The following is a 26,530-nucleotide window of genomic DNA, read 5'->3' on the forward strand; positions in this document are numbered from 1 at the left end:
AAGGTGTGTTGTATGAACAACAAATACATCGCATGTGCAGTATCTTTGTTCCTTTTGTCGACATCGGTTTTACCGCTTGCTTACGCAGAGAATGAAGCTGCAAAAGTAACGGCAGATGAAGCTAAAGCAATAAAAACGTCCGATGATTACGAAGATCTAAAAATGATGCCCCAGGATTTGAAGGACAAGTTTGATCTCTTTATTAAAGGCGGTGTCCTGAAACCGGAATCGGAGAACACTTACGGATTTAACCTGCCGGTTACCCGAGATGATTTCGTTCAGGCGTCAAGAATCATTTTCTCCGGAGATGAAAATAAAGCGCTTACAGATGAATATGTGGAATCTTTTAGAGCACTGGGGCTTATCAATGAAGATGGAATGGCGGTTGATCCGACAACATTCGTAAGCCGGCAGGATCTTGCCAAATTCTTGATTTACGGGCTCGGCAAGGTAGATGAAGCAAGAAATGTTACACCGATCACGGATGATAGTGTCCGAGATGAGGATAAGGTGGATAAAGCGGCAAGCCGATTTGTCACACTTGCTTTGCAGTTGAAGATTATGCAGAATCTCGATGATAGTCGTTTTCACGGTACGGACCGGGTTGTTACCCGCAGAACACTGGTAGAGTCCGCTTTTGAAACACGAAAGGTTCTGGGGGGGCAAAGCGAAACGAGCAAAGTGACTATCACAGAGGCAAAAGCAACCGGGGCACGCAAAGTATCGGTGACCTTTGAAACTGCGGTAGATGCGGTAAATGCAGCTAAAGCCATTTTATCCGTCAAGAAAGATGGCAGCGCTATCTTAGGAACAACGGAATGGTCTGCAGATAAAAAAAGTGCGACTATAATATTGGAGACAAAATTGACGAAAGGAAGCTATAGCGTTGAATTGTCGGGGGTGGATGAAGCAGCCGTATTAAAAAAGACAGCGGATTTTTCAGTGGAGGATGAAACAATCAAAGAACTCAAATTTACGAATTCATCGGACCAATTGGCCCGCTCGAAGGTGATCGTTGATTTTAAGCAGATAAACCAATACGGAGAACAAACTAATCTCCCTGCTGCAGCTTTTGATATTAGAGTCAACTCAGGAATCGGCATGCAATATGTACCGGGCCAACAATCCTTTAGGCTTGATCTAAGCCAAGAAAGACGTGGTTCTGCCGTTTTTATCTCCATATATGATAGACAGCATAATTTGACGGTAAGCAAGAATTTCACGGTCGGAGACCGGGTTTTTGTCTCAAAGATCGAATTGGGCAAACTGATTTATAAAGACAATAAGCAGCTGCAGCCGGGGGGGAAAGTGTACTTACCCTTTAAGGCGTATGATCAATATGGATGTCTCGTTGATGATGTCGAGGAATTGGACCGAGGGATTATTACAAGATTTGAAGGCGAATCGCTCTTTGAAAATGTTAAGAACAAGGTATTCGTCGACTACGATAATGACAATTACCCTGAGCTGGAGCTCGTTGCCAGGGACGATTTCGACAAAGACAAGGGCACTACCCTGAATTTAATGGCATTAGGCTCCGGTGAGACTGTTAAGCAAGAGATTGCCGTGTTCGCCCCCAAACAAGCAGCTAGTCTTAAAATCGCGGATTTAACCTCCCAATTGGCAGAGGGGGATGCGGACGTAGGGATCACTTTGGAAATAAGAGATGCCGAAGGGTATAGTTTTACAGCAGATGAAATCGCAGCATTATATAATGCGGGACAGATTCAAGTGCGGAGTACTGGAGTCTTTAAATTGGGGTCTATTGCTGACGGCGAAACGATTGGCCTAAGCGGATCCAACAAGGGCAAGGTGGTCGTTCAAGCCACAAAAACTGGATCAGCGTCAATCGACGTATTGTTGAAGGATTCCAATCAAAGGGCAACAGCTGAGTATACAATTCAGTCTGCGCGAGTGGCCGAAAGCTTAGAGAAGTCAGGGTTCGAACCGGCAGAAACAATCACGGTAATACAAGGAGTAACAGATCCTATTAAAACTATAAAATACGCTATCAAAGACCAATATGATTCAGAATTTAAGACCGCCCCCGATGAATATCAAGTAGAATTCAGGCTCCAAAAAGTAAGTGGAGAAGCAGGTGCATTTACGGGAAACTTTAATGGAAACACGAAGCTTCAGCTGAATGACGCGAATCCTACCATAAGAGTAAAAGCAAGCCAAGTTAGCAATAATAGTATTTTTTTGATGGCGGATGCCAAAAAACTGGGTGTTTATAAAGTGGTCACGACATTGTTAAAAGCAAAGAGAGATCCTAAGGAGGCCGATCCAACTAAATGGCCTATTCAAACGGAGCTCCAAACCATATCGGCACAGGCACAAAGCTACACGTTAAAGGAAATTGATGAGGATTTGACCTACTTTGTAAAATCGGATACGAGCTTGTTTGCCGTTGGAAAATATCTTGTAGACCATGGTTTGCTAGATAACAAAAATAATAATTCTAGAAAAGATAAAAAAGCTACCCAGGAGGATGGGGAGTATATATTTAAAAACAAGCCTGAAATGGCAAACAAAGGAATTGAAGTTGCTGCCAAAGATAAACTAGGAAATGAAATCACTTTCCCCAAAGGCTCTGCCCCAGTGATTACAAGAGTGAGTTTCACCAATACGAATCTGTTTGCGCTCGACAAACCTGATAATCCAACCAAGATCGTCGGACTGAATCCGGGAAGCACGGATGCCATACTTATCGTGAATACACCGGTCGGTACAAAAATCGTAAAAGCCAATTTTAGTTCATTTGCTTCCGAATTGGAATTCAGGGAATTAAAGATGGGGGGGACGCTTAAGGAGAATTCGGTGACGAACGTTGACCCCAAAGCCATTGATGGCCGCTATATTTGGGATGATAAGCTGGTTAAACAGGTTACAGTAACCGATACGACTAACAATAGCTTTACGAACAAAGCGGATTTTGATAAAGGCACTCAAAGTACCTCACTTACACCATTCATAGGAATATTCGGAGTATCTCTTACTATTAAGGATATTACCTATAAACCAGGAACAAAAGAGGAGGATAAGGACACTTTCTACATGACGGATGATTATAAGGTCGTATTTAAACCGAAGAGCGGAGTTTATGACGCTAGTAAAGTGAATTTGCAAAGCTTTACAATTGTTGGCGACGGTCCAAATAATAAGCCTAAAAATTTCATCTTTAGTGTGAAATAGTTTGCTAAGCCTTTGCCGAGACTTCGGCAGAGGCCTTTTTAATACTACAAGGTTTCGGCTAAATCAGCCTATAATCAAGATCGGATTTACTAATTTATTGCATTCGCCCATTTTGTATACTTTAGAGAAGATGGGAGGTAGAACAACTTGGCAAGAAAAAGATATGTTATCTGCGGTGTCAGCACCAGAGCGAACGGAATGTTTATCAGCTCCATGCTGGATACATTCCAGCCTTATTGTGAAATTGTTGGGCTGCTCGACTCGGATCCGGCCAGGTTCGCCAACTGCTTCCGCAAGTTTCCTTCACTAAGCGGGCTGCCTGTGTATGCTCCCGAGCAATTCGAACGGATGATAGAGGAAACGAAACCGGATGTTGTGATTGTAGCGGGTGCTGATCACAGCCACGCCGATTATATTGTGCAAGGCCTGGAACATCATCTGGATGTTATTTCGGAGAAGCCCATGGTAACGACTGGAAAGGATTGCAAGCGCGTTTTGGATGCGCAGAATAACAGCAGGGGAAGGCTGTACGTTGCTTTTAATTATCGCTACTCCCCCATTCATACTAAAATCAAAGAAATCATCCTAGAAGGTAAAATCGGTAAAATCACTTCAATTGATTTGAACTGGTACCTCGATACGTATCACGGTGCAAGCTACTTTAAACGCTGGAACCGCAAAAGATTGCACTCCGGCGGCTTGTCCGTTCATAAAAGTACGCATCATATCGATCTGATCAATTGGTGGATTGATCAGAAGCCTATCGAGGCCTTCGCCTATGGGGCCCTTAACTATTTTGGTCCCGAAGGTGAGCTCAACCCCGCCAAAGAAGACGGACGCTTTTGTGGAACCTGTCGTCTGAAACATAATTGTACTTATTTCATGCGATGGTCCACACGAAGTAAAGAGATTGTACCCGAAGACGATCATTTGACTCAAATCGATAAGAAGCCGAGTGCTTATAACGGATATCGGGCAGACGGCTGTATTTTTGATTCGGAGATTGATATTGAGGATACATATGCAGCTGTCATCAAGTATGATAAGGGCGCAATACTCAGCTACTCGGTCAATTTTTCGCTGCCGTATGAAGGATACCGATTAGCTATTAACGGGACCAAAGGGAGAATTGAAACTCAGGAAGTCATGTCCAAGAGGGCTTCTTATCACGTACCTGAGCAAACGATTGATTACTTCCCTTTATTCGGGGGAAAAGAAACAATCCATGTAGTTCCTCGTGCAGGAGGTCATGGTGGGGGTGACCCGCTGCTCTTGGAAGATTTATTCCTGGGTGCCGATCCGCTTCGTGCTTATGATATTATGGCTGGTGCTGAAGCAGGAGCTTATTCAGTACTGACCGGTGAGGCTATCTGGAAGTCGGCCCAATCGGGCGTTCCGATACGCATAACAGACCTGCTGGTCTCACAAGAGCCGGAACAAGCAGAATATTCTAAATGATCGAAAGGGGAAAAAGGGAAGTGTATGATAAATTGGAAAATGTGGGCATCGCCCACTTCGACGTAAAAAGTCAGCTGCCAAGATGGGTTTATGAATCGGCCATGCGTGCAGCAAAAAAGGGAGAGGAAGCACGCTCGGCTATTAAAGACAAGCAAGCACTAGCGCAGCGACAGCAAGAAATTCGTGAAGGATTGGAGCGATGCATAGGCGGTATGCCTCCATGTAATACTCCGTTGAATTCGCAACTCATGGGTACGGTTATAGGGAACGGATTGCGCATAGAGAAAATCATCTTTGAACCGAGACCTCAAGCCTATGCCACAGCTAATGTGTACATTCCTGATGACGTAACGGCACCAAGGGGGGCAGTACTGCTCTTATGCGGACATCGCGAACAGGCCAAGCACTGTGACGAATATCAAACGGTATGCCATTACCTGGTACATGCCGGATTGATCGTCATGGCCTTGGACCCAGTAGGACAGGGGGAACGATTCGGCTACTACGATCCCGAGACGAAACAAGCCCCGATGACTAGCGTAACTGAGCATGAGAACGTCGGTCGCCAATGCATGCCGTTGGGAGATAGCCTTGCACGATATATGCTCCATGATGCTGTGCGGGCTATTGATTATTTATGTACAAGGCCGGATGTGGATCCGAATCGCATTGGGGTAACCGGGCATTCAGGTGGAGGTACGCAAACCTCTCTTATGATGATGTATGACACGCGAATCGCTGCAGCCGCACCTGGTGGGTTCATCATGAACCGTCCATACTTTTTACTTACCGGCAAGGCACAGGATGCAGAGCAAAAATGGCCTGGCTTCTCTGCATACGGTTTCGATCATGAGGACATCGTGCTGGCAATGGCACCACGTCCCGTCCTTGTACTTGCTACAACCTACGATTCGGTTCCTATTGAAGGGCCACGACATAACATAGCTATTAACCGCCGATTTTGGGAAATGCATGGCCGCAGCAACGACCTGAGCATTTTTGAAGATGAAAATGTTCACCGATTTACACTACCGCTGGCTCGGGCTGCTGCAGCTTTTTTTTCCAAACATTTATTGAGCTGCGCTGTAACGCCATCGGATGATCAAATCCAATTGATTCCTAACGATCAGCTTTGGTGTACGCGCAGCGGTCAAGTCATCGGCGAAATGCCGCATGCCAAGAGCGTATTTGCAGAAAATGTGCAAAGACTCGCAGAGTTCGAGAATATTCGCCAGTCGGTTTCCGATATCGAACGAAAAAACCGAGCCATGGCATGGCTCAAGAAAACCGTATTTTATAACAGACAGAATTGCGACCTCAATCCCCGCCCGTCCGGAGGTGGAGAAGTAGAGCATCTATGGGTACTTCGTCAGATTTGGTGGAGTCAGCCGGGATTGTTGAATCATGCTCTGCAATTTTATGATTCAAAGCTGCATGGACAAAGGCTTCCTGTCACTATTGGAGTTTGGGATGGGGGGACAAGCCAGCTTGAAACACATGCGCAATGGATTGAGGAAACATGTGCTTCTGGTCGAATAGCCATGGTGTTAAATCCAACAGGGATAGGGCCTCTTCTGCCTCATCTGAATTCGTCAACGGATAAGCCGTTTAAACGATTTGGCATTATGGATAGACATACGGACGAAATGATGTGGCTTGGAGATAGTATGGCTGCCATACGAACTTACGATGTATTGCGGGCTATCCAATTAATGTTTGTAATGAAAAATATCGATTCCAGTGACATCCGTCTTTATGGAAGCGGGCGGTATGCGATGTATGCCGGTTTAGCGGCTTTATTGGACTCGAGAGTAGGCAGTATCCGATTGGAGAACTGCATGAGCAGCATCGCTGACTGGATAAAAGAACCTTTTTACGATGAAACGGATTCGTTAAGCTTTATTATTCCTGGAATGCTTCGTCATTTGGATCTTCCAGATGTATATAAATGGCTTAAGGATGATAGACGGCTGTCCGATGTTGAGCTTTTAATAAGCCATTCGGCAAGCTAAGCGAAAGGGAGGAAGTCTATATGGCTACTGTAGTTGCAATATATACAGGACAAGGATTGGCGGAACGTATTCAACCGATATTTCGGGAAGAAATGCCGGGCAGCCGATTAGTTAGTATTATCGATGACAGTATTATTGCTGATGTGATTCAGAATGGTAAGGTTGTCCCTTCGGTAAGGCGTAGGCTTGTGCAATATTATCGCCATGCTGAAGAGATTGGGGCAGATGTCATTCTTAATACTTGTTCATCGGTAGGAGAAGTAGCGGATTGGGCAAGACCTATGATCGATATTCCCATTATAAAAATTGATGAAGCTATGGCTTCGCAGGCGACTTGGCAGTTTCATAACATAGGGGTATTAGCCACTCTGCCTACGACTTTGGACCCGACTAAACGGTTGCTGCATAAAGAGGCCCAAAGGCAGAATCGTGTCGTTAATGTAGTAGATGCACTAGCCGAGGGGGCGTACCAAGCACTGGTAGCTGGACAGCCGGAGGAGCACGATCGCTTAATTCTTGAAGCTGCCAAATCGGTAGCACAGCATGTGGATGTCCTTGTGTTGGCACAAGGCTCGATGGTCAGGATGGAAGAAGCGCTGAAGCAGGTTACAGGTCTTCCTGTTTATTCGAGTCCACGTTTAGGCGTAATGGCAGTTAGAACCGAGCTGGAACGATTGGGGAAGGTGGCCATACCGTGAACGATCAAGTCATCGCTACCTATTGGATAGAGACGGCCTTTACCTTGGACAAAGCCAGTGAAATCATTGTAAGCGAGCAATCCACCGGTACCTTTATGCCTTTGGCCAATGAAACGGAGAGTCTGAAAGAGAGGCATCGCGCTCGGATTTTGTCTATACAACCGTTGGAGAGCTCGCCTTTCCCAGCACTACCTGGGGCTAAAGTTCCAGTTGGCAGCAAAGGCTTGTATCATCGCGGTATAGTTAAGATTGCTTTTCCATATGACAATATCGGTCCTTCCATCCCGAATTTGTTAGCTACTGTGGCAGGCAACTTGTATGAGTTGGAAGAATTGTCGGGGATACGACTGATTGATCTAGAACTTCCTTCATCATTTCGAGACAGGTATGAAGGGCCAAGATTCGGTATTGCGGGTACTAGAGAGCTTACAGGCGTATATGGGAGACCTGTTATCGGCACTATTATTAAACCGAATATCGGATTACCGACAGAGCAACTAAGAGAAATCGTTCGAGAGTTAGCTTTGTCAGGAATCGATTTTATAAAAGATGATGAAGTCCATGGCAATCCGACTTATGCGCCGTTATCCGAGAGGGTCAAAGCTGCCATGGAGGAAATTGAACGCGCTGCGGATCGGACCGGCAAAAAAACCATGTATGCCTTTAACATTACGGATGATATCGATCAGATGCTTCGCCATCTGGAAACCGTTGTACAGTATGGGGGTAACTGCGTCATGGTGAGCATTAACAGTGTTGGTTTTGCAGGGGTAGCTCACTTACGGAAGCATGCTCCAGTGTGCATCCACGGACATCGTAACCAATGGGGGATGATGTCGCGCTACCCGTATCTGGGCATGTCATTTTCGGCATATCAAAAGCTGTGCCGGTTGAGCGGGGTGGATCATCTTCATGTGAATGGACTTAACAATAAGTTTTATGAAGATAATGCTTCTGTCATCCAGGGTGTGCAGCAGTGCTTAACACCCATGTTTGAGGCGAACGATACAGCACTCCCAGTATTATCATCAAAACAATGGGCTGGCTCCGCTCCTGAAACATATCGAGAAATGAAGACTGTTGATTTGATAAATATAGCCGGCGGAGGGATTCATGGACACCCAGGCGGATTTGGTGCCGGCTTCCGCAGCTTTGTTCAGGGCTGGGAAGCAACACTTGCCGGTATTCCATTGGAAGAATATGGACGGACCCATTCGGAATTGAAGCAGGCATTGGATACATTAGGCTAATCTTAGCTAGTCTTAAGCAGCACAGGTCAGGGATGGAGGAGGGTAGCAAAATTGCGAATCTGTTATTATGGAGACGATTTTACAGGTTCCACGGATGTCTTGGAAGCACTGACGACTGGTGGTCTGCGAGTGATTTTATTCATGAATATACCAGAGCTAACGTTATGGAATGAGAAGTTCGCCGAGTATGACGGCTTCGGGGTAGCCGGTGTGACCCGTACCTTGTCGACCGAGCAATTGGAGATGACTTTGAAGCCGGCATTGGCCGAGCTCCGTGCCTTCGGCGCGTCAATCACGCACTATAAAGTATGCTCGACCTTTGATTCTTCTCCTACGTCTGGAAGTATTGGAAAAGTTATCGACATCGCAAGGGAAGTGTTTACAGAGCAGCGTTATACTCCTGTTTTGGCGGGCTCACCTGTGTTAGGGCGCTATACGGTATTTGGAAATCACTTTGCAGCTGCGGGAGATGGGATCGTCAGGCTGGATCGCCATCCGAACCTATGCAAACATCCGATCACTCCGATGAATGAAGCGGATCTACGGTTTCATCTAAGCAAGCAAACTAATCAGTCTATCGGACTTATGAATGTAATGGATTTGGAGCAGCACGGTTCTCTACTGGAGGAGCGGTATGCTCAGGTACTGAGCCAAAACTCGGATATTTTGCTGTTTGATGTGCTAACAGAAGAGCATCTTGGTAAAATCGGTGGTATTATATCACGCGAAAGCGAAGCGGCTCCATTATTTGTGGTCGGTTCTTCAGGAATTGAATACGCGCTTGTTGAGCATTGGAATAGAAAAGGCAGCATGAACCCCGACCCATTATCCAAACAAGCAGAAACTGTAGAGCAACTTCTAGTTGTGTCAGGCAGCTGCTCACCGGTGACACACGAGCAAATCGAATGGGCGCTGCGACACGGCTATGAGGGGATTCGCATTCCTGCTGCTTATATGCTGGATCGTTCGTCAGACAAGATCACTCTGCTATTAGAGCAGGCTGAGCTAATGCTAAAAGCAGGAAAAAGCGTCATCCTCTATACGGCAATGGGACCGAACGATGAATCCATTGATTTAGTGCAAAGTATATTAAAGGAACAAGGTCACGACAAAGCAATAAGCGGGCAAGTAATAGGTGGATGTTTAGGTGACTTATCGAGAGAGCTTATAGCTTTAACTGGCTTAAAGCGGGTTGTTTTTGCAGGGGGAGACACCTCAGGCTTCGCTGTAAAGCAATTGAATATTTATGCTTTGGAAATGATCGCATCCACAGTTCCAGGCGGACCACTATGTAGAGCCTTCTCGGAAGATAAGCGAATTGACGGGCTGGAGCTTGTGCTTAAAGGCGGGCAAGTGGGTCCCGCTGACTTTTTTGAGAAGGTGCGAAGAGGATATGCTTAAATGGGCAGCCAGAGAAAAGGTTGTTGCATGGAACAAAAGGAAATCGCTTTCAGGTTTAGTTGATAGTCTTAGTTTGTTTTCACATTACTGATACCAGGAGGACACTATGAGCATCGTATTACGAGGCATTACTTGGGATCATACGCGCGGTTATCTCCCGATGGTAGCTACTTCGCAGAGGTTTGCGGAGCTGGTCCCGGAAGTGACCATTCTTTGGGAAAAACGATCTTTGCAGCAATTTGCCGACGCGCCAATACAAGCTTTGACGGATAAATACGATTTATTAGTTATAGATCACCCTTGGGCAGGCTACGCATCCGAGTCCGGTGTGCTGCTGTCATTGAATAAATATTTGCCGGATGATTATATGCAGAACCAAGCGACGAATTCCGTAGGCCACTCTCATCTCAGTTATAATTTCAACGGCAGTCAGACTGCTTTAGCGATAGATGCGGCCACCCCTGTTGCTTCCTGGCGATTCGACGTGTTGGAACGGGAAGAGGAGCAAGTGCCCGTTACCTGGGAGGAACTACTAAACCTTGCCCGAAAAAACCTAGTCATTTTTCCGGCTATTCCGATCGACAGCCTTATGAATTTTTATATGCTGTGCTTGGCCCATGGGGAAGAGCCGTTTGGCAGTGTCGAAACGGTGGTTTCGTATGATAGCGGGCAAGCGGCATTGGAATCTTTAAGAGGGCTTGCTTCTAACTGTCGTTCCGAAATTTTCCGTATGAATCCAATTGCCGTATATGAGCATATGACTAAGTGGAATGATGTAGGCTATTGCCCGTTCGCCTACGGCTATTCTAACTATGCCAGATCAGGTTACAGCAGAATGCCGTTGACCTTCGGAGATTTGGTAACTTACGGGGATTACGGTCCTCTGTGTTCAACACTTGGAGGAACGGGGCTCGCGGTCTCGGCAGCCTGCAAGCATAAGGAGCTAGCGGTGCGATATGCGCAATACGTAGCGAGTGAGGAAATACAGCGTACGATGTATATGATGGTCGGAGGTCAGCCAGGCCACCGAAAAGCATGGATCGATGAAGAGGCGAACCTTTGGACACAGTCTTACTTTAGCCAAACGCTTCCTGCCCTTGACAGAGCCTACGTAAGACCGCGTTATAACGGTTATTTGCATTTTCAGGATCAAGCTGGGAATCATGTCCAGGAATATATGATGCAGGGCGGAGATACCAGACGAATATGGGAGCTTATGAACCGGTTGTATCGTGAATCGTTGACCATTTCGAAAGAGAGGCGGTTAGGATGACAACGACTTCCTCGTTCAAACCATTGGAAGGGCTGCTTGTGCTTGATTTTGCCCAGTTTTTGTCAGGACCTTCCGCTGCTTTGCGTTTAGCCGATCTCGGTGCAAGAGTAATCAAAGTGGAACGGCCGGATGGAGGCGATCTTTGCCGGCGGCTCTATGTCTCTAACCTGGAGCTGGATGGAGACAGCACTTTATTTCATTCTATTAACCGCAACAAAGAAAGTATCTCCGCTAATTTGAAAAATCCCGACGATTTAAAGCTGATACGTACATTAATCGAGAAAGCGGATGTCATGATACAAAATTTCCGCCCTGGGGTCATGGAAAGGATCGGTTTACACTATGAAGTGGTAAGAGAGTGGAATCCGCGTCTTATATATGGCGAGATTACTGGATATGGCAAAACGGGACCTTGGAGCAGCAAGCCGGGGCAGGATTTGCTTGTTCAATCGCTTTCTGGTCTGGCATGGTTGAACGGCGACGCGAATCAGCCGCCTGTTCCGTTCGGGCTGTCCGTAGCCGACATGTTCGCAGGGGCTCATCTGGTCCAAGGCATTCTAGCTTGTTTAGTTCGGCGATCCGTTACGGGGAAAGGCGGACTTGTCGAGGTCAGCTTGCTGGAATCTATTCTCGATGTTCAGTTCGAGGTGTTAACGACCCATATGAACGATGGGGGTAAGCTTCCCGAGCGGAGTGCGGTGAACAATGCGAATGCGTATTTAGGTGCTCCCTATGGAATATACGAAACGGAAGACGGCTACATGGCTTTGGCAATGGGTTCGGTAGTACAGCTGGGTCAATTGCTGGAATGTGAGCAGCTTGAACCATTCAAGGATCCATCAAGCTGGTTTGCTTATCGGGACAACATCAAAGACATATTGAAAAACCATTTGATACACCGTCCGACAGCGTTCTGGATTTCCCGACTGGAACCGGCGGATTATTGGTGCGCTGATGTGCTGAACTGGAAACAGCTGCTGGAGCACGAAGCGTTCCGGCAGCTGAATATGACCCAACAGACAGTGAACGGCAGCGGGGCACAGCTTACGACCACGCGCTGCCCGATTCGTATTGACGGCAATCTTCTGCTCTCTTCAGTAGGTGCCCCCAAAATCGGAGAGCATAACAGCAGAATCAAAGCGGAGGTGTTATAAGCGAATGATTCGATCCCTGTTCTATGAAGAGTATGAGACCGGCACGGCAAGGGAGTCGTTCGGAAGAACGATAACCGAAACGGACATTGTCATGCACGCAGGACAAACAGGTGATTTTTATCCTCATCATATGGATGCCGAATGGTGCAAGCAGCAGGATTTTGGTCAAAGAATTGCCCATGGGACACTTATTTTTAGTGTAGCGGTAGGTATGACGGCCTCAGAAGTGAATCCCGAAGCATTTTCGTACGGGTATGATCGTCTCCGATTTATTAAGCCGGTCTTTATAGGAGATACGATATGCGTGCGAGTGACCGTACATGAGAAGAAAGATCATCCGAGACGCAGCGAATTTGGGATCGTCAGCGAGCGGTGTGAGGCGTTTAACCAGCATGGGGATATGGTATTGGTATGCGATCATCTGCTGATGGTTAAGAAGCGGGGAGGCACCGAAGCATGAATTCGAATCGGTTGAGGCTCATCTCGCGTCAATTTGAAGGCTTTGAAGCCTCATTTGCCGTTCAGGCCGAACATTTTGAAAAGCTGACCGGTTGGCAGGTAGATCGAGAGTTTGAAGAAATTCATCGGCTCTATGATCGTATGGTTACCGGAGAGGAAGCCGCTTCAGGAACACATGACCTGTTTCTGTGTGTCACGGACTGGCTGCCTGAAGCCATTCAAAAAGGTCTTCTGCTTCCTCTTGACGAGTTGCTAAGCGAAGATCCGCCTGAAGGTTGGCCGGAAGCATGGGCTTCCAGCATGCAGGGGCTACAAACAGGCAAGGACGGCAGCATTTACGGTTTAGCCTACCACGACGGTCCGGAAATGTTTATCTATCGCGGCGATCTGTTCGATGATCCGTTGGAACAGGAGGATTTTGCGAAGCGATTTGGTTATCCTCTTCAAGTACCTGCAACATGGAGCCAATTTATCGATATCGCACATTTTTTTACACGCCCGGATGCTGGGATGTACGGGGCGTTAACGGCTTCATTTCCTGATGGTCATAATAACGTATATGATTTTTTGATCCACCTATGGAGTCGAGGCGGGGATCTGCTGACCAAGGATTGGAAAGCGGCTTTTCACCAAACCGCCGGTCAAGAAGCCCTGCAATTTATGGTTGATTTGATCCACAAGCATCAAGTTGTCCCTATTGAAGCTTTGGATATGGACAGCGTAAGGAGCGGGCACTACTTTGCGCAGGGCGGGATAGCGATGATGTGGAACTGGGCCGGGTTCGCCGCCGTTGCAGAAATGCCGGGCATGTCTAAGATCGCGGGAAAAGTCCGTACAGGGCTTATTCCTCGAGGAGATGGACCGCAAGGCATTCATATGTCGTTGAACATCTATTGGGTGTTGGCAATAGCTGCAGGCAGTAAAAACAGGCATATGGCATATCAGTTTATAAAGGAAACCGCATCAGCGAAGATGGATAAAGCTACATCCTTGTGCGGCGGGAATGGGACGCGTCTGTCTACCTGGCGCGATCAGGAGGTAAGAAAGCAGTTTCCGTATTACGAGCATCTGGAGACCGTGCATCGGAATGTCAAAAGTCCGCTCCCGATTCCGGAGTATCCGGCCATTAATGAGGTATTGTCTCAAATGGTTGACGACGCAATGCGACTTCGGGCTCCGGTACAGGAGGCTTTAACTCATGCGGCAGAACAGGTGGATAACATTTTGGCTCGAGCAGGTTATTGCGGATGACAAGAAATGGAGGCGGATGAGATGAAGTTGAATGACGGGACAGAAGGTCATTTAGACATAGAGTATAAGCCAAAACTGCCGACAGACTTGACTAGAGGGATTGGCATTGTAGGTGCTGGAGAAATTGTCGTTCAAGCCCATTTACCTGCTTATCAGATGGCCGGATTTCGTGTAGTAGGTATATACGATACGGATCGGCGCAAGTCGGAGACCGCAGTCCGCAATGTACCGGGAATGATCGTGTTTACGACGTTGGAAGAGCTCCTCCATCATCCTGAGGTGCAGATCGTGGACATTGCAGTGCCTGCCCAATTTCAACCGGACATTGCCAAAAAAGCGGCTCGTCTCGGCAAGCATGTTCTTTGTCAAAAGCCCTTAGCGGAAAGCTATGCAGAAGCCCGGACTTTAGTTGATGTATGCTCCTCTTCAGGCATCAAAGCAGCCGTCAATCAGCAGATGCGGTGGTCTCCAGGTATTCAGGCAAGCCATTCTATCGTGAAGCGGGGATGGCTCGGAGAGCCTCTTCAAGCTTCTATTCAAGTAAATGTCCGTACGCCATGGGAGAACTGGCCATGGCTAACTCAAATAGCTACTTTGGAGATCATGTACCACAGCATTCATTATTTGGATTCCGTCCGTTATGTGCTCGGTCTGCAGCCGGAATATGTATATGCGGACGGAGCCCGATTCCCTAATCAACCGTATCGGGGGGAAACCCGTACCATGATCCATCTTAAATTTCCAGGAGATGCGCGTGCGCTGATCCATGATAATCACAATAACGGAATGCCCCAAGACGATTGGTACGCGACATTTCGATTTGAAGGGACGGAGGGGACGGTCAAAGGGACGAATGGCGCTTTATACAATTATCCTTCAGGTCGTGAAGACACGGTATCCTTGTACAGCAACCGATTGCAACGGGGCTGTATGTACACGCCACAGCTGGAAGGCAGATGGTTTCCTCATGCATTTATGGGAACAATGGGAGAATTGATGAGGGCCATTGAAGAAGACCGAGAGCCGGAAAATAGTATCAAAGATAATTTGATTACCCTACAAACGGTTTTTGCCGCGTACCGCTCCATGGCCGAAAACAGGCCGGTCTATTTGCAGGAAATCTTAGAATGAACTTGGAAGGAACCATATTATTAACTGTTAAAAGAAATAATCCCAGCATGCAAGGATTCGGTGTGCTCAATCGTTTGAAGGATGGGACAAACATCAATAATTTAGTTTTACTGGATGTTAATATAGACGGGCCAAAAGACGACCTTTATCTAAATTAGATTGGTCGTCTTTTGTTTTATACTGATTCAATATGGAAATAAATGGATAATTCTATTAGGGCGCTATTAACTATATATCTTTTACGTATGCTTCACAATCTTGACGGGGCCGTAGAGACCGCCGCTCGGGAACCATTCCTGCCAGCCAAGCTCTTCTTCGGTCCGCTCCCGGTTCCAATACATAACATCAGGATTTCCGCCCACCAAGCTGGTCGGCCTGCCGATTTCATAGTGAGTGCCTAATGTATTTGTCACCCGAAGCCGAATTCGATGCTCACCTTCATGCAAAGAGGGCAATGTAAACCGGTAGGGTCTCCAGAGGCGTACACCTAGTGGTTGGCCGTCCACCCATACTTCAGCGGTACCTCTTACATGTCCCAGGTCCAGTTCAGCACCATGGAGCGCCGTACTGTTAATTACGGTTTCGTATTCTACCGCTCCACTGTGATGAGGAAGATGGAGCGCCGTTCGCCAATCCCCCAGCGTTCCTTGCGCAGGGGCCGTCTCGAAGCGTATCGGTGCGAGCAGAACAGCCGCTTCTGTGTTCGAGCCAACAGGATTGATTCGGATGGCAGCTGCAGCCCCAGCTGGTTGTACAGCGAACTCGATGAGTCCATCGCGCACGGAAGTCTCAACACCATTGATCCATACACACAGGTCTCCGGTACACTCTATCCGCATTTTCCTCGCACCTGTGGGAAGAGGGAAGCGAAGCCAGACCGGGCGGCTGATACTATCCTGGTCAGCGACAAAGGGGAGCGGCTGTGTATCGGGAACGGATTCGGGCATAAGCCAGCCAACTCGCGGAAGCGGATGAGGCCTCGGTGTGATCCACAGGGACTCTGTCTCTGCAAACTGAAGGACGGAGAAATGATGAACACCTGGAGCATGGCCCTGTTCATCCGTCCAATCCTCTCCAGTAAAGAAACTTACCGTATCGCCATTGAGAAGCTCAATTACACCGTCTGCAAATACTTCACCTTTGCCTTCGGGCAATGCAAATCGAACTTCATTTACTCCGTTTTTCCACCATTCGGTTACATCAACCTCTTCTTGACCTTGCCGGATATAAGGGTTGAAATCACCGTGCTCGGTTACTTTGACTCCATTTACGTACATCACTGCTCTGCCGCGTGCTGCGAATACGATACGCACACGTTGGATTGGACAGTCAATACTGCACTCGATATGCTTTGTTAAACTGGATTGAAAATTTGGATTTCGAGTGAACAGCCATTTGGGTAACGGGGGATGTGCTGACTCGTTCACTTCAACCGCAGCCCTTAACAAGCCTTTGCCGATCGCCTGTGCTTTTAACAACAGTTCATTGTGCCCTTCTTGCAAATCAATCCACGCAGTCTGCTCCTCAGGTCCTCCGCTCCAGTCGATTTCCTTGCCATTGACAGTCCCTGTCATATTCGAATTACTTTCTGTACGTATCCAGTAACGGCCAGACGCTGGTGCAATAACAAATGTTCTGGCACAAACGTACTCCCCCTTAACAAATTCGCCCAAATTAAGAAAACGCCGCGGAACACGTCCCATCCGACCAGCCCAGGAGCGCATGGATAGATCACCGAACACACTGCTGTATACTTTGAGTACGGAATGTGCTTCATTGAATTCCTCGCCTCGGCACACCTGCCAATAAGCGGCTTCACTCCAAAGTCTAGTAAGCCAATCGGATTCATCCAAACCAGGCAGATGCCATCCGGAGCTTTCCCCTTCGATAGATTCCTTCTCCAATCTTACACTCATGCTGCGGCGTTCGATGGGTACATATCCATTTCCGCTTCCATGCAAGTCAAAATCTCCGTATCGGTTATCCAACGTGGGTTCTACGCGGATGCGCCAATCCTCATGAGGCAGCTCCATGCTTTCGCTCACATTTCCAGTCCTGCCGACTATGGCAGGAAACGGGGAGGGGAAGACTATATCATTTGCTATGCCTGGATCCATAGCCTCACCTACGGTACTCGGTTCCACGCAGACTATCAATGCCGCTGGCCATGAACGGAAGGACACCTGTAATTCAATCCATTCACCCTCTCTTTTATAATCGAGGGGTTCCATATCGCCGTTGACAGGGTTCCACTGCTGTGGCACTTTGTCAGTTCTTAAACGATATACGGTTGATTCGGGGAATATCGTATCCGGGCTTGCCGGTTGATGCATTCTTAACAATGATCCGTTCTCCGGAAGCAGCAGGTATACTTCAGAGTCGGTCGTTTTGCGGTGCAGAGATTCTCCCTGACCCTCCACTCGCCTAGGCACACGCGCTTCGATCAGCGCGACTGCCTCCTCCGCCGAATCGACATAGATCGCTCCCGCCAAATCCTGCTCCGCTTCCGGCACTCCTACCGCGATGACGAAGCCGTTTCCCTGCAACCAGGCTTCTATACGGGATCGAGCATCATCATCCATAAGGGTCGTTCCGCATAATAGCAAGGCAGCAAACCGCTCCTCAGCTATTTTCAGCTTATCGCCCTCAGGGATCGCTTTTTGCAACGCGCTGTCGTCTGCGATATCGAAATCAAGCTGTGCTTTTCGCAGTGCTCCAGGTTGATTATGATCCCGACGGCTCCAGCTTCCAGTTATTTGTTTGTAGATATTTTGAATCCGGGTTACTTCCTCATTTGGGTCCCGGTTAGAGATTCCCATCGGGTGCTCGTTCTTTTTCCCGTCGGCCAAAGATAAATGTCCACAAACCGCATAGGAAGGGTAATGGACTGCAATATCACAGACGTGCGTTCCCTCGCTCAGCATGAAGCAAAGGCGGCTGATCGTATCCGCGAAGACTGGATAGTGCTCGAAATAGGGCTGACGCCATCCTGTGTCAGGGGGAGCCCACTCCCACCAGCCGCCCCTCGTGCTGTAGTAAATCGAATGAGGGCTATATACCGTAGCTCCGGCTTGAAGCCACGGGATTAGCCAGTGCATCGTTTCCTCCAGCGTGCCGCCCCAGCCGCTTGAATGGAATGCTTCCAGGAATACCCTGTTGCCGCCATGCAAATGAACCATCGACGAATGCGGCTTAATCTCGCCGTCCATGTCACTTCCTGGTGCATTATACCAGCGATGAGTCCGAAAATAATCCAAATAAAGCCGCTGAGCCCCGTGAGGGTCTGCTCTTCTCGCTGGACCCGCTTGATCACAGCACAGTAGCATATCCCGCTCACGGTGCCATGCTCCAAGTGGAATAAAGAACGATTGCTCCGCAAGCTCTGCAGCCAGACGGTACACTCGACGGCGCAGATGGGCGTATCCGTCCAGAGGTTCATATAACGCTGGAAGAAGCGGTCCCAGTTCCTCACCAAATCGTTCCTTATAGAGGAAAGAAAGCTCTGGTGTCCATAAGGGAAGTGGGGGGAGCTCATCCTGGAAGCTGCCTGCTATTGTTTTGCCGAGATCATGGGGAAAACGGCGATCCATCTCCCCATGAACACGATTGATTAATTCTTTCGTTGCGGCAGGGTCCAGCCAGTTGAAGCCTTGCCTAACCGCCGCGTACACGTAATCCCCAGCTTCGTGCAACACTTCCGAACACGCGGGAATTTCTTCATCGTGCAAAAATCTGCGAAGCTGATATCCGGCTGTTTCTGGTCGCTCGGTAACGATTCGAGCAGGCATGTTCGAGCCCGAAAATCCAATTTGGTCGTAAAACCAAAGGTACATGCCGAGGCGTTCCGCTTCTCGAAGCGCAACCTCGAACATGCGCCACCAATCCTCACTTGCAAACGAAGGACGATCGCTAACAGAACCATATTGCGGACCAGTAGGCGCCAGATTAATGATGCCGATGTTCCGCAGCCCGCCTTCCCAGAACTTGCGCATTTGCCAGCGAACCCGTTCCTCCGTTACTTCCTCGGCGCTCCACCACCAGAAGGGAACAGGTCCGAATCGGGGATCGGCTTGGGCGAACTTTTTTTGCAGTTCAGACAAGATCATTGTTATCACCACACCTTTGTTTCCTATTGAGTATCCCTGTCTTTTATCATAATAAAGGGCGGTAGGCCAATCTATGGGAGGATCATGCCATTTAGTAGCTTTTAACGGCTATCCATCCTGATTATCCTTCTGATGACAGCTTGATTTATGACAATATTGGTAATAACTCATTTTTGCAGGATAGATTTGGCGGTTGGTATGGACGCGCTGTTTTAATACATGGCATAATAAGGCTATGGAAAAAAGGAGAAAGAAAGGGGACGCAGCAATGAGAATTGTTTTGGCTCCAGATTCTTACAAAGGAAGCCTGTCCGCTAAAGACGCTTGTGATGCGATGGAGCTAGGGATTCGCCGAGCAATACCCGATTGCGATATTGTGAAGGTACCGATGGCGGACGGCGGCGAAGGAACTGTGAGAAGCTTGGTCGACGCTACTGAGGGTTCTCTGCATACGGTTTCCGTTCAAGGTCCATTAGGGGAGCCTGTTTCAGCTGTTTACGGTATACTGGGGGATGGAAGCACAGCCGTTATAGAAGTAGCCGAAGCCTCAGGTTTATACTTGATTGATAAAGAATATAGAAACCCGCTGCTCACTACCACGTATGGTATGGGTGAGCTCATTCGGCATGCCCTCGATCAGGGCTGCAGATCTTTCATTATTGGTCTTGGAGGCAGTGCAACTAACGACGGTGGGGCCGGAATGGCTCAAGCGTTAGGAGTGAAGCTGTTGAACAAGGCTGGTCAGCCTATTGGATTTGGCGGCGATGCTTTGGGAGAATTAGATGCGATTGACATAGGTCAGATGGACCCTAGAGTTCAAGATAGCCGCTTTATTGTAGCATGCGATGTCGATAACCCTCTTTGTGGCTCCAATGGAGCAAGTGCCGTATTCGGCCCGCAAAAAGGAGCTACTCCTGAGATGGTGACCCGCCTGGACTCCTGTTTGATGAAGTTTGCAGAAATCGTACGGAGAGATGTCGGTACAGAGATCCTTAACGTTCCTGGTGCAGGCGCAGCTGGAGGAATGGGGGGCGGGGCAATCGCTTTTTTGAACGCAGAGCTTAAGCCAGGAGTGGAAATTGTAATCGAGGCAGCTCAGCTTGAGAAGCATTTAAAAGGTGCTGACTTGGTGCTCTCTGGTGAAGGACAATGCGATTTTCAAACGGAACGCGGAAAAACCCCTTATGGGGTGGCAAAAGCAGCTCAACGTAACGGAGTACCTTGTGTTTTGATTGCGGGTTCCATAGGTAAAGGAATCGAGTGTTTGTACGACAGCGGTGTTATCAGCGTATTTTCCATGGTAGATAAGCCAATGGCGCTTGAGCAATCCATGCAAGAAGCCTCACGATTGGCTGCCGATGCAGCGGAGAGAGTGGTCAGGCTATTTATCGGAGGAAGAAAATAAGGTATATTAATTATTTATAGTGTTAATTATTATCACGGTATAAAAAGGAGTTATTTATTCATGCTTCGTCATATTACTTCATCGTTCAAAGCAGGAGCTTTACTTAGCACAGTAGCTGCAGTAGGATTAATGCTTCCCACATCGGCAGGAGCCGTTTCAGTTTCTCAGCAGCACATTCAATTGTTCACAGAGAAAACCGGTATTGTCGTCAACGGACAACCGCAGGTTCTTGAAGAGCCAGCGGCCCTCATTGACGATCGTTTCTATGTCCCGGTAAGATGGCTCGCGGAAACGCTTCAATTAAAGCTTGATTGGAATGCTGACACGAATAAGGTCGGACTGCTTACTCCGAAGGCATTTATCGAGTTTGACGCCTCTAACGGCTTGATTCAAGTGAACGGCAAGGCGGAAGATTTTGCTTCTGCAGCACAAATTCGTAATGATCGCTTGCTCGTTCAGTTATCCTGGATTGCGGATTATACCGGATTAATCTACAAGCTGGCATCGGATATGCAAAGCGCGGAGTTAAGCTTCATCGGTACACCATCGACGGCGTATAAGGAATCGGATTTGATAAAAGACGATGCTCAGCCTAATTCGAAACCGATTGCACTGTTCGCTTTTGGTAAATCGGCTTATCGGCTGGGTGAGAAGATCGATTATGTTGATTTAAGCTATGACCCGGATGCAGAGGGGTTACCCGACTATGAATGGGAAGGGAATAAAGAGGCCTTCTATAAGCCTGGCACTTATCCTGTTACGCTCCGTGTTAAGGATGGTAAAGGAAATGTCAGTGAGCCCTTCACACGCTCGGTAACCGTATTGGATGTACCTTATCTTGAACGTGAAGCGTTTCCTTACTATTACAGTAACGGAGGAACTGTCTTTCAAGCGGGCAAAGCTCTGCTCAGCCCAGTTGCCAATTCCGAGAGAAAGCTGCCGGCACTGGTTCGTCAACCCGAAGACCGTCCGCTAATCATGGGGAGAAGCGTCCATCCTGTTAGTCAGTTAGGCTATTTGTATCAGGACAAAGTCAAAGGATCGGCACGGTTGAATCCGCAGTTTACGAACGGAACGGACAAGACTACTCGTTTTGCAATCGCGATCCGCAACAATAACGAGAAAGCTGTACATATAACAACAACCCGTAAATCGGAACCGAATCCATCCATTTATGGTGCTGTGAGATCGAATAAAACGGCGGAGGACTTTTTGAGCTCCAAACCGCTGGATGAAGAAATGGTAGTTGAAGCCGGTTCTACTGCTTTTTACACGTTAAGCAAGGACATTGATCCTGGTCAAGTCTACCAAGGCCTGTACGATGTAACGACCGATGGGGAAGTCAGTGTATCCTATCTGATGATCAAGCCTGGCGACACTACTTATGATTTAGGCAGCTATCCAGTCATATCACAACAGGAATCTGTAAGTGGTACATACCCGGTATCTGAGGTTTCATGGCAGATCGATGAAAGCACCTTAAAGGAAATGACGAAGCTCGGAATCGGAGACTCTTCATTCGAACCTTTGTTAACAGGTGTTGATTCACTATCCAAGGAATCCCGTGTAAATGAGGGCAATTCAGGAGTCCGCTACCGAATTTATTTGGATAACTCAGAGAAGACTGCGATTGCCATACATCCAAGAAATGGATTCGTCCAAGGAGCTGTTCGTGTGAATGGGAACGTTGTGCCCTTTCCAGCAGGCGGATTGACCACAAATGACGGCTTGCTGCTGTATCGGACAACAGGTACGGAGAAACAAGTTGAAATCGAATGGATGTCTGCTGGAAATACTCAGCTCCCGCTTGATTTGGTGCTGTATCCATTGAACACGAAATAATTGTTTCATACTTTATTCAAACTTTATATCGAAGGAGTTCTTAATCAGCATGTTGTTTGCAAAAAAATGGTATGTTTTATGTACTGCGCTAATGTTATCGACAGCATCACTGCCAGTTGCTTCCTCGTCCGCGTGGGCCGCATCGGAAACGGCTGTAATAAAGGCTGTGCCAAGCAGTGTATCATCATTGTTATATATTGGTAAAGATGAGGCTTTTTTGAATGGAAAGCCTTTGAAGCTTGAAGCGCCGGTGTTGGAAGTGAAAGGACAAGCTTATCTTCCTGCAGTGAGCCTACCTTCGTTGCTTGGGGCTTCAGTGCAATGGGAGGAGTCTACCCAAAGCGTTCATCTGATAACACCCTCCGCATTTGCCGAGTTTCAGCTTCCAAGTAAGCAATTGAAAGTCAATGGAAGCACAGCCAGCTTTGAAAAAGCGGCTACTCTGATAAATGATCGCTTATACATTTCAATGGCATGGCTGGAGCGTTATATCAATTTTAAAGCGTCCGTTAACGAGGAGCTCAAAAGAATCGATCTGCTGTACATTCAAATGCCGGCTGATGGAGCCTTTCATAATGACACCATGCCGAATACAAAGCCCATTGCACAGTTTTCCGTAAATAAGGAGAAATATCGACTCGGTGAGCCTATTATTTATTCCGATACCAGCTTTGATCCGGATGGGGATGCGATTACTAGCGTCAATTGGACAGGGAAGGCAGAGGCTATTTTCGAACCGGGTTTATTTAAAGTTTCGCTTCAAGTGACGGATAGCAAAGGTACGGAGAGTGAAACGTTTTCCCGTAATGTTGAGATCGTAAATGAGCCTTATCTCGATCCGTTTGAGTACAAAGTGTACCATGAGCCAGTAGGAACCTTTGTGAAGGATGAAGAGGCGACGCTTCGTAAATATTTACGAGACATCCCGTCGCTGCCTAACGTGGCCAAGCTGTCCAAGGATCGTCCACTCATTGTGAGCGATAGCCCGGAGACTTTTACGGAGAAGGGATTTTTATATCAAGAGAAGGTAAACGGGAAAGCTAGATTGTATGCAGACCATGTTAATGGGATGAATGAGAAGGTCCAGTTCGCTATCGTGGTTCGTAATCCGAATCCAGATAAAACGGTCAAGGTCACAACAACGCGAGCGGGGGAAGTATACCCTTCTATCTATGCAAACTTGATAGGGAACGAAGCCTCCATTGAATTCTTGCAAGATGAAGGCAATAAACCGGAAACAATCACAGTAGGTCCATATCAAACCGTTTATTATAAGAAAATGCCTGAATTTTTCCCGGGTCAAGGGATGAATGTGATGTATGATGTGGAGACAGATGGAGAAGTATATTTCTCCTTCGTAGCGATGGATGCGGGAGCCGACTTGAGTTCTATCGGAATGTACGACCGTCTGGACTACACAGGCAATGTAAGAGGTACGTTTGACGGATCTGATGTATCTTGGAACGTGGATGCCAAATCTTTCACCAAGCCGTCCAGCTTGGCCATTGGCGATGGAACGTCAGATCCATTTGTTACTGGCGACGACTTTTTCAGAAAGCATGACTCGTTGAATCTGGGCAACTATGGCGTCGTTTATAAGATTCATATCGATAACCCGCGCAAAATGTCAGTTCTGCTGCTGCCGCGAGGCGGTGTGTTCAAAGGTCCGTTTGAAGTAAATGGCCGCATTGTTCAAACACCTCCGTCAGGAGTTATGATGGATTACCAAGGATATACCATTTTGGCCAGAACCGATGGTACGGAACCATCCTTGGATATTGAATTTACTCCTGCCGCTGGCTCGGCATTTCCTGTGGATGTCATTTTTTATCCTTTGGATGATAAATAAACACGTTTTTTGTATGGCAAATATAGGTTATACTATAGGCAGCGATTGGATTAAGGTGGGAGAAGGAGAAGCGAACGGATGATTATTGTACGCAATTTATCGAAATCATTTCCGCCAGATCATCAAATATTGTCAAAGATTAGTTTCCAAGCAGACGAAGGAGAGCTTATTGCTTTGGTAGGGGCTAGCGGAAGCGGTAAGTCAACCCTTTTTCGCTGTTTGTCCTTGAAAATGAAGTGGGACGAGGGCCAGTACATCTATGAGGGGAAGGATATCTCCGGTGTGCGCGGCTTGGAGCAGTTAAAGCTTCGTAAGGATTGGGCTTATCTGGAGGAGAAGCCAAGCTTGAACCTGCGGAAATCCGCTTTGAAAAATGTATTAAGCGGCTTATTTCTTCACAAGGCTTGGTGGCGTATCCTCTCTGGAACCACGTCTAACGATGATCATATGACAGCGATGGATTATTTGGATAAAGTCGGTTTGTTGGACAAGGCTCATGAACCAGTAGAGAAGCTGAGTGGTGGGGAGAAGCAGCGTGTCGCCATTGCTAAAGCGTTAATTCGGGGTGCCAGGGTTATTTATGCGGATGAGCCCGTTTCCGGCCTGGACCCGGAAGCTGCTATCAAGGTGCTGGAAGACTTGAAGGATATTTGCCGGAAAGACAAAGTCCTGGTATTCTGCAGTTTGCATCAATTGGAGCTGGCTGAGAAATTCGGTTCACGCATCTGGGGCTTATCCGGAGGCAGGCTTGTAGTGGACATCGCAGGCAGAAGATTGACCCAAAGGGAAAAGGAACTTATATTTTAGCAGGACCCTAGTAAGGGGCTGTCCTCAAGACATCGATGATGACTGAGTGGCGGTCCCTTTTCTATAAGCAAAATCGTTAGAGTGATCTTGACTGGAAAAAAATGATGTGCTAATCTAACTTTGTAATCGATTACTTGATAGCGAGGAATATAATGAGTTCAGTTAAAGAGGTAGCAGAGCGAGCAAAAGTATCAGTAGCAACGGTGTCCAGGGTATTAAATAATCATCCCTCAGTAAAAAAAGACTACAGACAAAAAGTTATGAAGGCCATAGAGGAGCTTAATTATAAACCAAACATACTTGCTAAAAATTTAAGAAAGCAATCCAGTAATACGATCGCAATGGTCATGACGACAATAGCAAACCCTTTTTATGCAGGCATCGTTAGAGGCGCTCAAGAGGCTATTCGCAATAGCGGTTATAATATGATCATTGGGACAACAGAATGGCAAGCCACCACTTACGAGAATATGCTCAGCACAAGTCAAGTGGACGGAATTATTATTTTGTCATCATGGGCGAATAAGAAGACGATTCAAAGCTTAAATGAACAGTTCCCTGTTGTAATGTGTAATGAGTATTATGATGATATCAACATCACGTACGTTTCTATCGATAATAAAAAGGCAGGCTATGACGCTACATGTGAATTGATTAGAAGAGGCCACCGAAACATTGTATACATTGCAGGCTCCAAGAAGTCTAGCTCCGTCAATGATAGATTAAAGGGATACAAAGAGGCTCTGAACGAAGCTGGCATCGAGTACAATCCGCAATTAATCATTAAGCTGACCCAAGGACATGGAGAAGATGGTCAGATGATTGCTATGCTAAATGAGCTCGTGAATGAGGGAATAGAAGTGGACAGCTTACTCACTCATTCCGATTTGATGGCAGCCTATATCTTAAAAGGAATTAGAGAGGATGCTATTCATCTCGCCAAGAATATAAGCTTAATTAGCTTTGATGGCACTTTTCTTGCGGAAATATCAAATCCAGGCTTAACTACTATTGTTCAGCCGGCGTTTGATTTGGGATTCTCTGCTGTAAATTTGTTAATTCAAAAGATACAAAACAAAGAGATAAATAAAAGTGGAAGGCTTATCCTGGACCATCAATTAACAATAAGGGAAACATAGGCTTTCTTTTTTTTATACTGAAAAGTAATCGATTACTTTTTTGAGGGGGTGGATGACAAAGGGGCAGACTTTTTTTGAAATTTTGTTTAGAGAGCAACTT

At 47.2% G+C, this 26,530-nt stretch carries 17 protein-coding genes; 16 read left to right on the forward strand and 1 reads right to left on the reverse strand.

Annotation, left to right across the window (positions count from 1 at the left end; all coding sequences use genetic code 11):
- The first annotated feature begins 12 nt into the window (after nt 1-12).
- From BP97_RS0106345 to BP97_RS0106395, 11 genes are all read left to right on the forward strand, one after another.
- The gene (locus BP97_RS0106345; RefSeq protein WP_028548342.1) at nt 13-3,195 is read left to right on the forward strand and encodes a hypothetical protein; all 3,183 of its coding nucleotides are present in this window, start codon (nt 13-15) and stop codon (nt 3,193-3,195) included.
- A gap of 147 nt (nt 3,196-3,342) precedes the next feature.
- Nucleotides 3,343-4,653 carry a Gfo/Idh/MocA family protein gene (locus BP97_RS0106350; RefSeq protein WP_028548343.1) on the forward strand — a complete coding sequence of 437 codons (1,311 nt, stop codon included), beginning with the start codon at nt 3,343-3,345 and terminating at the stop codon, nt 4,651-4,653.
- A gap of 20 nt (nt 4,654-4,673) precedes the next feature.
- Complete coding sequence (locus BP97_RS0106355) at nt 4,674-6,665, forward strand: alpha/beta hydrolase family protein (RefSeq protein ID WP_028548344.1); 1,992 nt, start codon at nt 4,674-4,676, stop codon at nt 6,663-6,665.
- A 20-nt stretch (nt 6,666-6,685) separates the two neighbouring features.
- The gene (locus BP97_RS0106360; RefSeq protein ID WP_028548345.1) at nt 6,686-7,363 is read left to right on the forward strand and encodes an aspartate/glutamate racemase family protein; all 678 of its coding nucleotides are present in this window, start codon (nt 6,686-6,688) and stop codon (nt 7,361-7,363) included.
- The gene (locus tag BP97_RS0106365) at nt 7,360-8,613 is read left to right on the forward strand and encodes a ribulose-bisphosphate carboxylase large subunit family protein (protein ID WP_028548346.1); all 1,254 of its coding nucleotides are present in this window, start codon (nt 7,360-7,362) and stop codon (nt 8,611-8,613) included. The genes BP97_RS0106360 and BP97_RS0106365 overlap by 4 nt, the downstream gene beginning before the upstream one ends.
- A 51-nt stretch (nt 8,614-8,664) precedes the next feature.
- Nucleotides 8,665-10,014 (forward strand): four-carbon acid sugar kinase family protein, encoded by a 1,350-nt coding sequence (locus BP97_RS0106370; RefSeq protein WP_028548347.1) that lies wholly within the window; start codon nt 8,665-8,667, stop codon nt 10,012-10,014.
- 106 nt (nt 10,015-10,120) lie between these two features.
- Nucleotides 10,121-11,287, forward strand: coding sequence for an extracellular solute-binding protein (locus BP97_RS0106375; RefSeq protein ID WP_028548348.1), 1,167 nt, complete (start codon nt 10,121-10,123; stop codon nt 11,285-11,287).
- Nucleotides 11,284-12,441 carry a CaiB/BaiF CoA transferase family protein gene (locus tag BP97_RS0106380; RefSeq protein ID WP_028548349.1) on the forward strand — a complete coding sequence of 386 codons (1,158 nt, stop codon included), beginning with the start codon at nt 11,284-11,286 and terminating at the stop codon, nt 12,439-12,441. The genes BP97_RS0106375 and BP97_RS0106380 overlap by 4 nt, the downstream gene beginning before the upstream one ends.
- A 4-nt stretch (nt 12,442-12,445) precedes the next feature.
- Nucleotides 12,446-12,901: a MaoC family dehydratase gene (locus BP97_RS0106385; RefSeq protein ID WP_028548350.1), complete on the forward strand. Its 456-nt coding sequence runs from the start codon at nt 12,446-12,448 to the stop codon at nt 12,899-12,901.
- Nucleotides 12,898-14,151, forward strand: a complete 1,254-nt coding sequence (locus BP97_RS0106390) for an extracellular solute-binding protein (RefSeq protein WP_028548351.1) — start codon at nt 12,898-12,900, stop codon at nt 14,149-14,151. The genes BP97_RS0106385 and BP97_RS0106390 overlap by 4 nt, the downstream gene beginning before the upstream one ends.
- Before the next feature lie 21 nt (nt 14,152-14,172).
- The gene (locus tag BP97_RS0106395) at nt 14,173-15,282 is read left to right on the forward strand and encodes a Gfo/Idh/MocA family protein (RefSeq protein WP_051620411.1); all 1,110 of its coding nucleotides are present in this window, start codon (nt 14,173-14,175) and stop codon (nt 15,280-15,282) included.
- Between the two features lie 239 nt (nt 15,283-15,521).
- On the opposite strand, the gene BP97_RS0106405 is transcribed toward BP97_RS0106395, so the two are convergent.
- Entirely contained in the window at nt 15,522-19,388 is a 3,867-nt protein-coding gene (locus BP97_RS0106405; RefSeq protein ID WP_231506230.1) for a hypothetical protein, read from the reverse strand.
- Nucleotides 19,389-19,656: 268 nt separating this feature from the next.
- Here BP97_RS0106405 and BP97_RS0106410 point away from each other — a divergent pair, with 268 nt between their 5' ends.
- The 5 genes from BP97_RS0106410 to BP97_RS0106430 all read left to right on the forward strand — a co-directional run bounded on the left by BP97_RS0106410 (nt 19,657) and on the right by BP97_RS0106430 (nt 26,430).
- Nucleotides 19,657-20,793: a glycerate kinase gene (locus BP97_RS0106410; RefSeq protein ID WP_028548354.1), complete on the forward strand. Its 1,137-nt coding sequence runs from the start codon at nt 19,657-19,659 to the stop codon at nt 20,791-20,793.
- A 60-nt stretch (nt 20,794-20,853) separates the two neighbouring features.
- The gene (locus BP97_RS0106415; RefSeq protein ID WP_028548355.1) at nt 20,854-22,635 is read left to right on the forward strand and encodes a stalk domain-containing protein; all 1,782 of its coding nucleotides are present in this window, start codon (nt 20,854-20,856) and stop codon (nt 22,633-22,635) included.
- A gap of 49 nt (nt 22,636-22,684) precedes the next feature.
- Nucleotides 22,685-24,484 (forward strand): copper amine oxidase N-terminal domain-containing protein, encoded by a 1,800-nt coding sequence (locus tag BP97_RS0106420; RefSeq protein ID WP_028548356.1) that lies wholly within the window; start codon nt 22,685-22,687, stop codon nt 24,482-24,484.
- A gap of 78 nt (nt 24,485-24,562) precedes the next feature.
- Nucleotides 24,563-25,291 carry a phosphonate ABC transporter ATP-binding protein gene (locus BP97_RS0106425; RefSeq protein ID WP_028548357.1) on the forward strand — a complete coding sequence of 243 codons (729 nt, stop codon included), beginning with the start codon at nt 24,563-24,565 and terminating at the stop codon, nt 25,289-25,291.
- Nucleotides 25,292-25,443: 152 nt separating this feature from the next.
- A complete protein-coding gene (locus BP97_RS0106430) occupies nt 25,444-26,430 on the forward strand; it encodes a LacI family DNA-binding transcriptional regulator (protein WP_028548358.1) in 987 nt (328 codons plus the stop codon).
- The last annotated feature ends 100 nt before the right edge of the window (nt 26,431-26,530 follow it).

This window comes from Paenibacillus sp. UNC451MF (assembly GCF_000686845.1).
Classification (GTDB): domain Bacteria; phylum Bacillota; class Bacilli; order Paenibacillales; family NBRC-103111; genus Paenibacillus_S.

Excerpts from the sequence above, each read along its gene's own strand:
- BP97_RS0106415 (WP_028548355.1), top strand. The coding sequence starts at position 20,854 with ATGCTTCGTCATATTACTTCATCGTTCAAAGCAGGAGCTTTACTTAGC.
- BP97_RS0106345 (WP_028548342.1), top strand. The coding sequence starts at position 13 with ATGAACAACAAATACATCGCATGTGCAGTATCTTTGTTCCTTTTGTCG.
- BP97_RS0106420 (WP_028548356.1), top strand. The coding sequence starts at position 22,685 with ATGTTGTTTGCAAAAAAATGGTATGTTTTATGTACTGCGCTAATGTTA.
- BP97_RS0106405 (WP_231506230.1), bottom strand. The coding sequence starts at position 19,388 with ATGATCTTGTCTGAACTGCAAAAAAAGTTCGCCCAAGCCGATCCCCGA.
- BP97_RS0106410 (WP_028548354.1), top strand. The coding sequence starts at position 19,657 with ATGAGAATTGTTTTGGCTCCAGATTCTTACAAAGGAAGCCTGTCCGCT.
- BP97_RS0106425 (WP_028548357.1), top strand. The coding sequence starts at position 24,563 with ATGATTATTGTACGCAATTTATCGAAATCATTTCCGCCAGATCATCAA.
- BP97_RS0106395 (WP_051620411.1), top strand. The coding sequence starts at position 14,173 with ATGAAGTTGAATGACGGGACAGAAGGTCATTTAGACATAGAGTATAAG.
- BP97_RS0106375 (WP_028548348.1), top strand. The coding sequence starts at position 10,121 with ATGAGCATCGTATTACGAGGCATTACTTGGGATCATACGCGCGGTTAT.
- BP97_RS0106380 (WP_028548349.1), top strand. The coding sequence starts at position 11,284 with ATGACAACGACTTCCTCGTTCAAACCATTGGAAGGGCTGCTTGTGCTT.
- BP97_RS0106430 (WP_028548358.1), top strand. The coding sequence starts at position 25,444 with ATGAGTTCAGTTAAAGAGGTAGCAGAGCGAGCAAAAGTATCAGTAGCA.
- BP97_RS0106390 (WP_028548351.1), top strand. The coding sequence starts at position 12,898 with ATGAATTCGAATCGGTTGAGGCTCATCTCGCGTCAATTTGAAGGCTTT.
- BP97_RS0106385 (WP_028548350.1), top strand. The coding sequence starts at position 12,446 with ATGATTCGATCCCTGTTCTATGAAGAGTATGAGACCGGCACGGCAAGG.
- BP97_RS0106360 (WP_028548345.1), top strand. The coding sequence starts at position 6,686 with ATGGCTACTGTAGTTGCAATATATACAGGACAAGGATTGGCGGAACGT.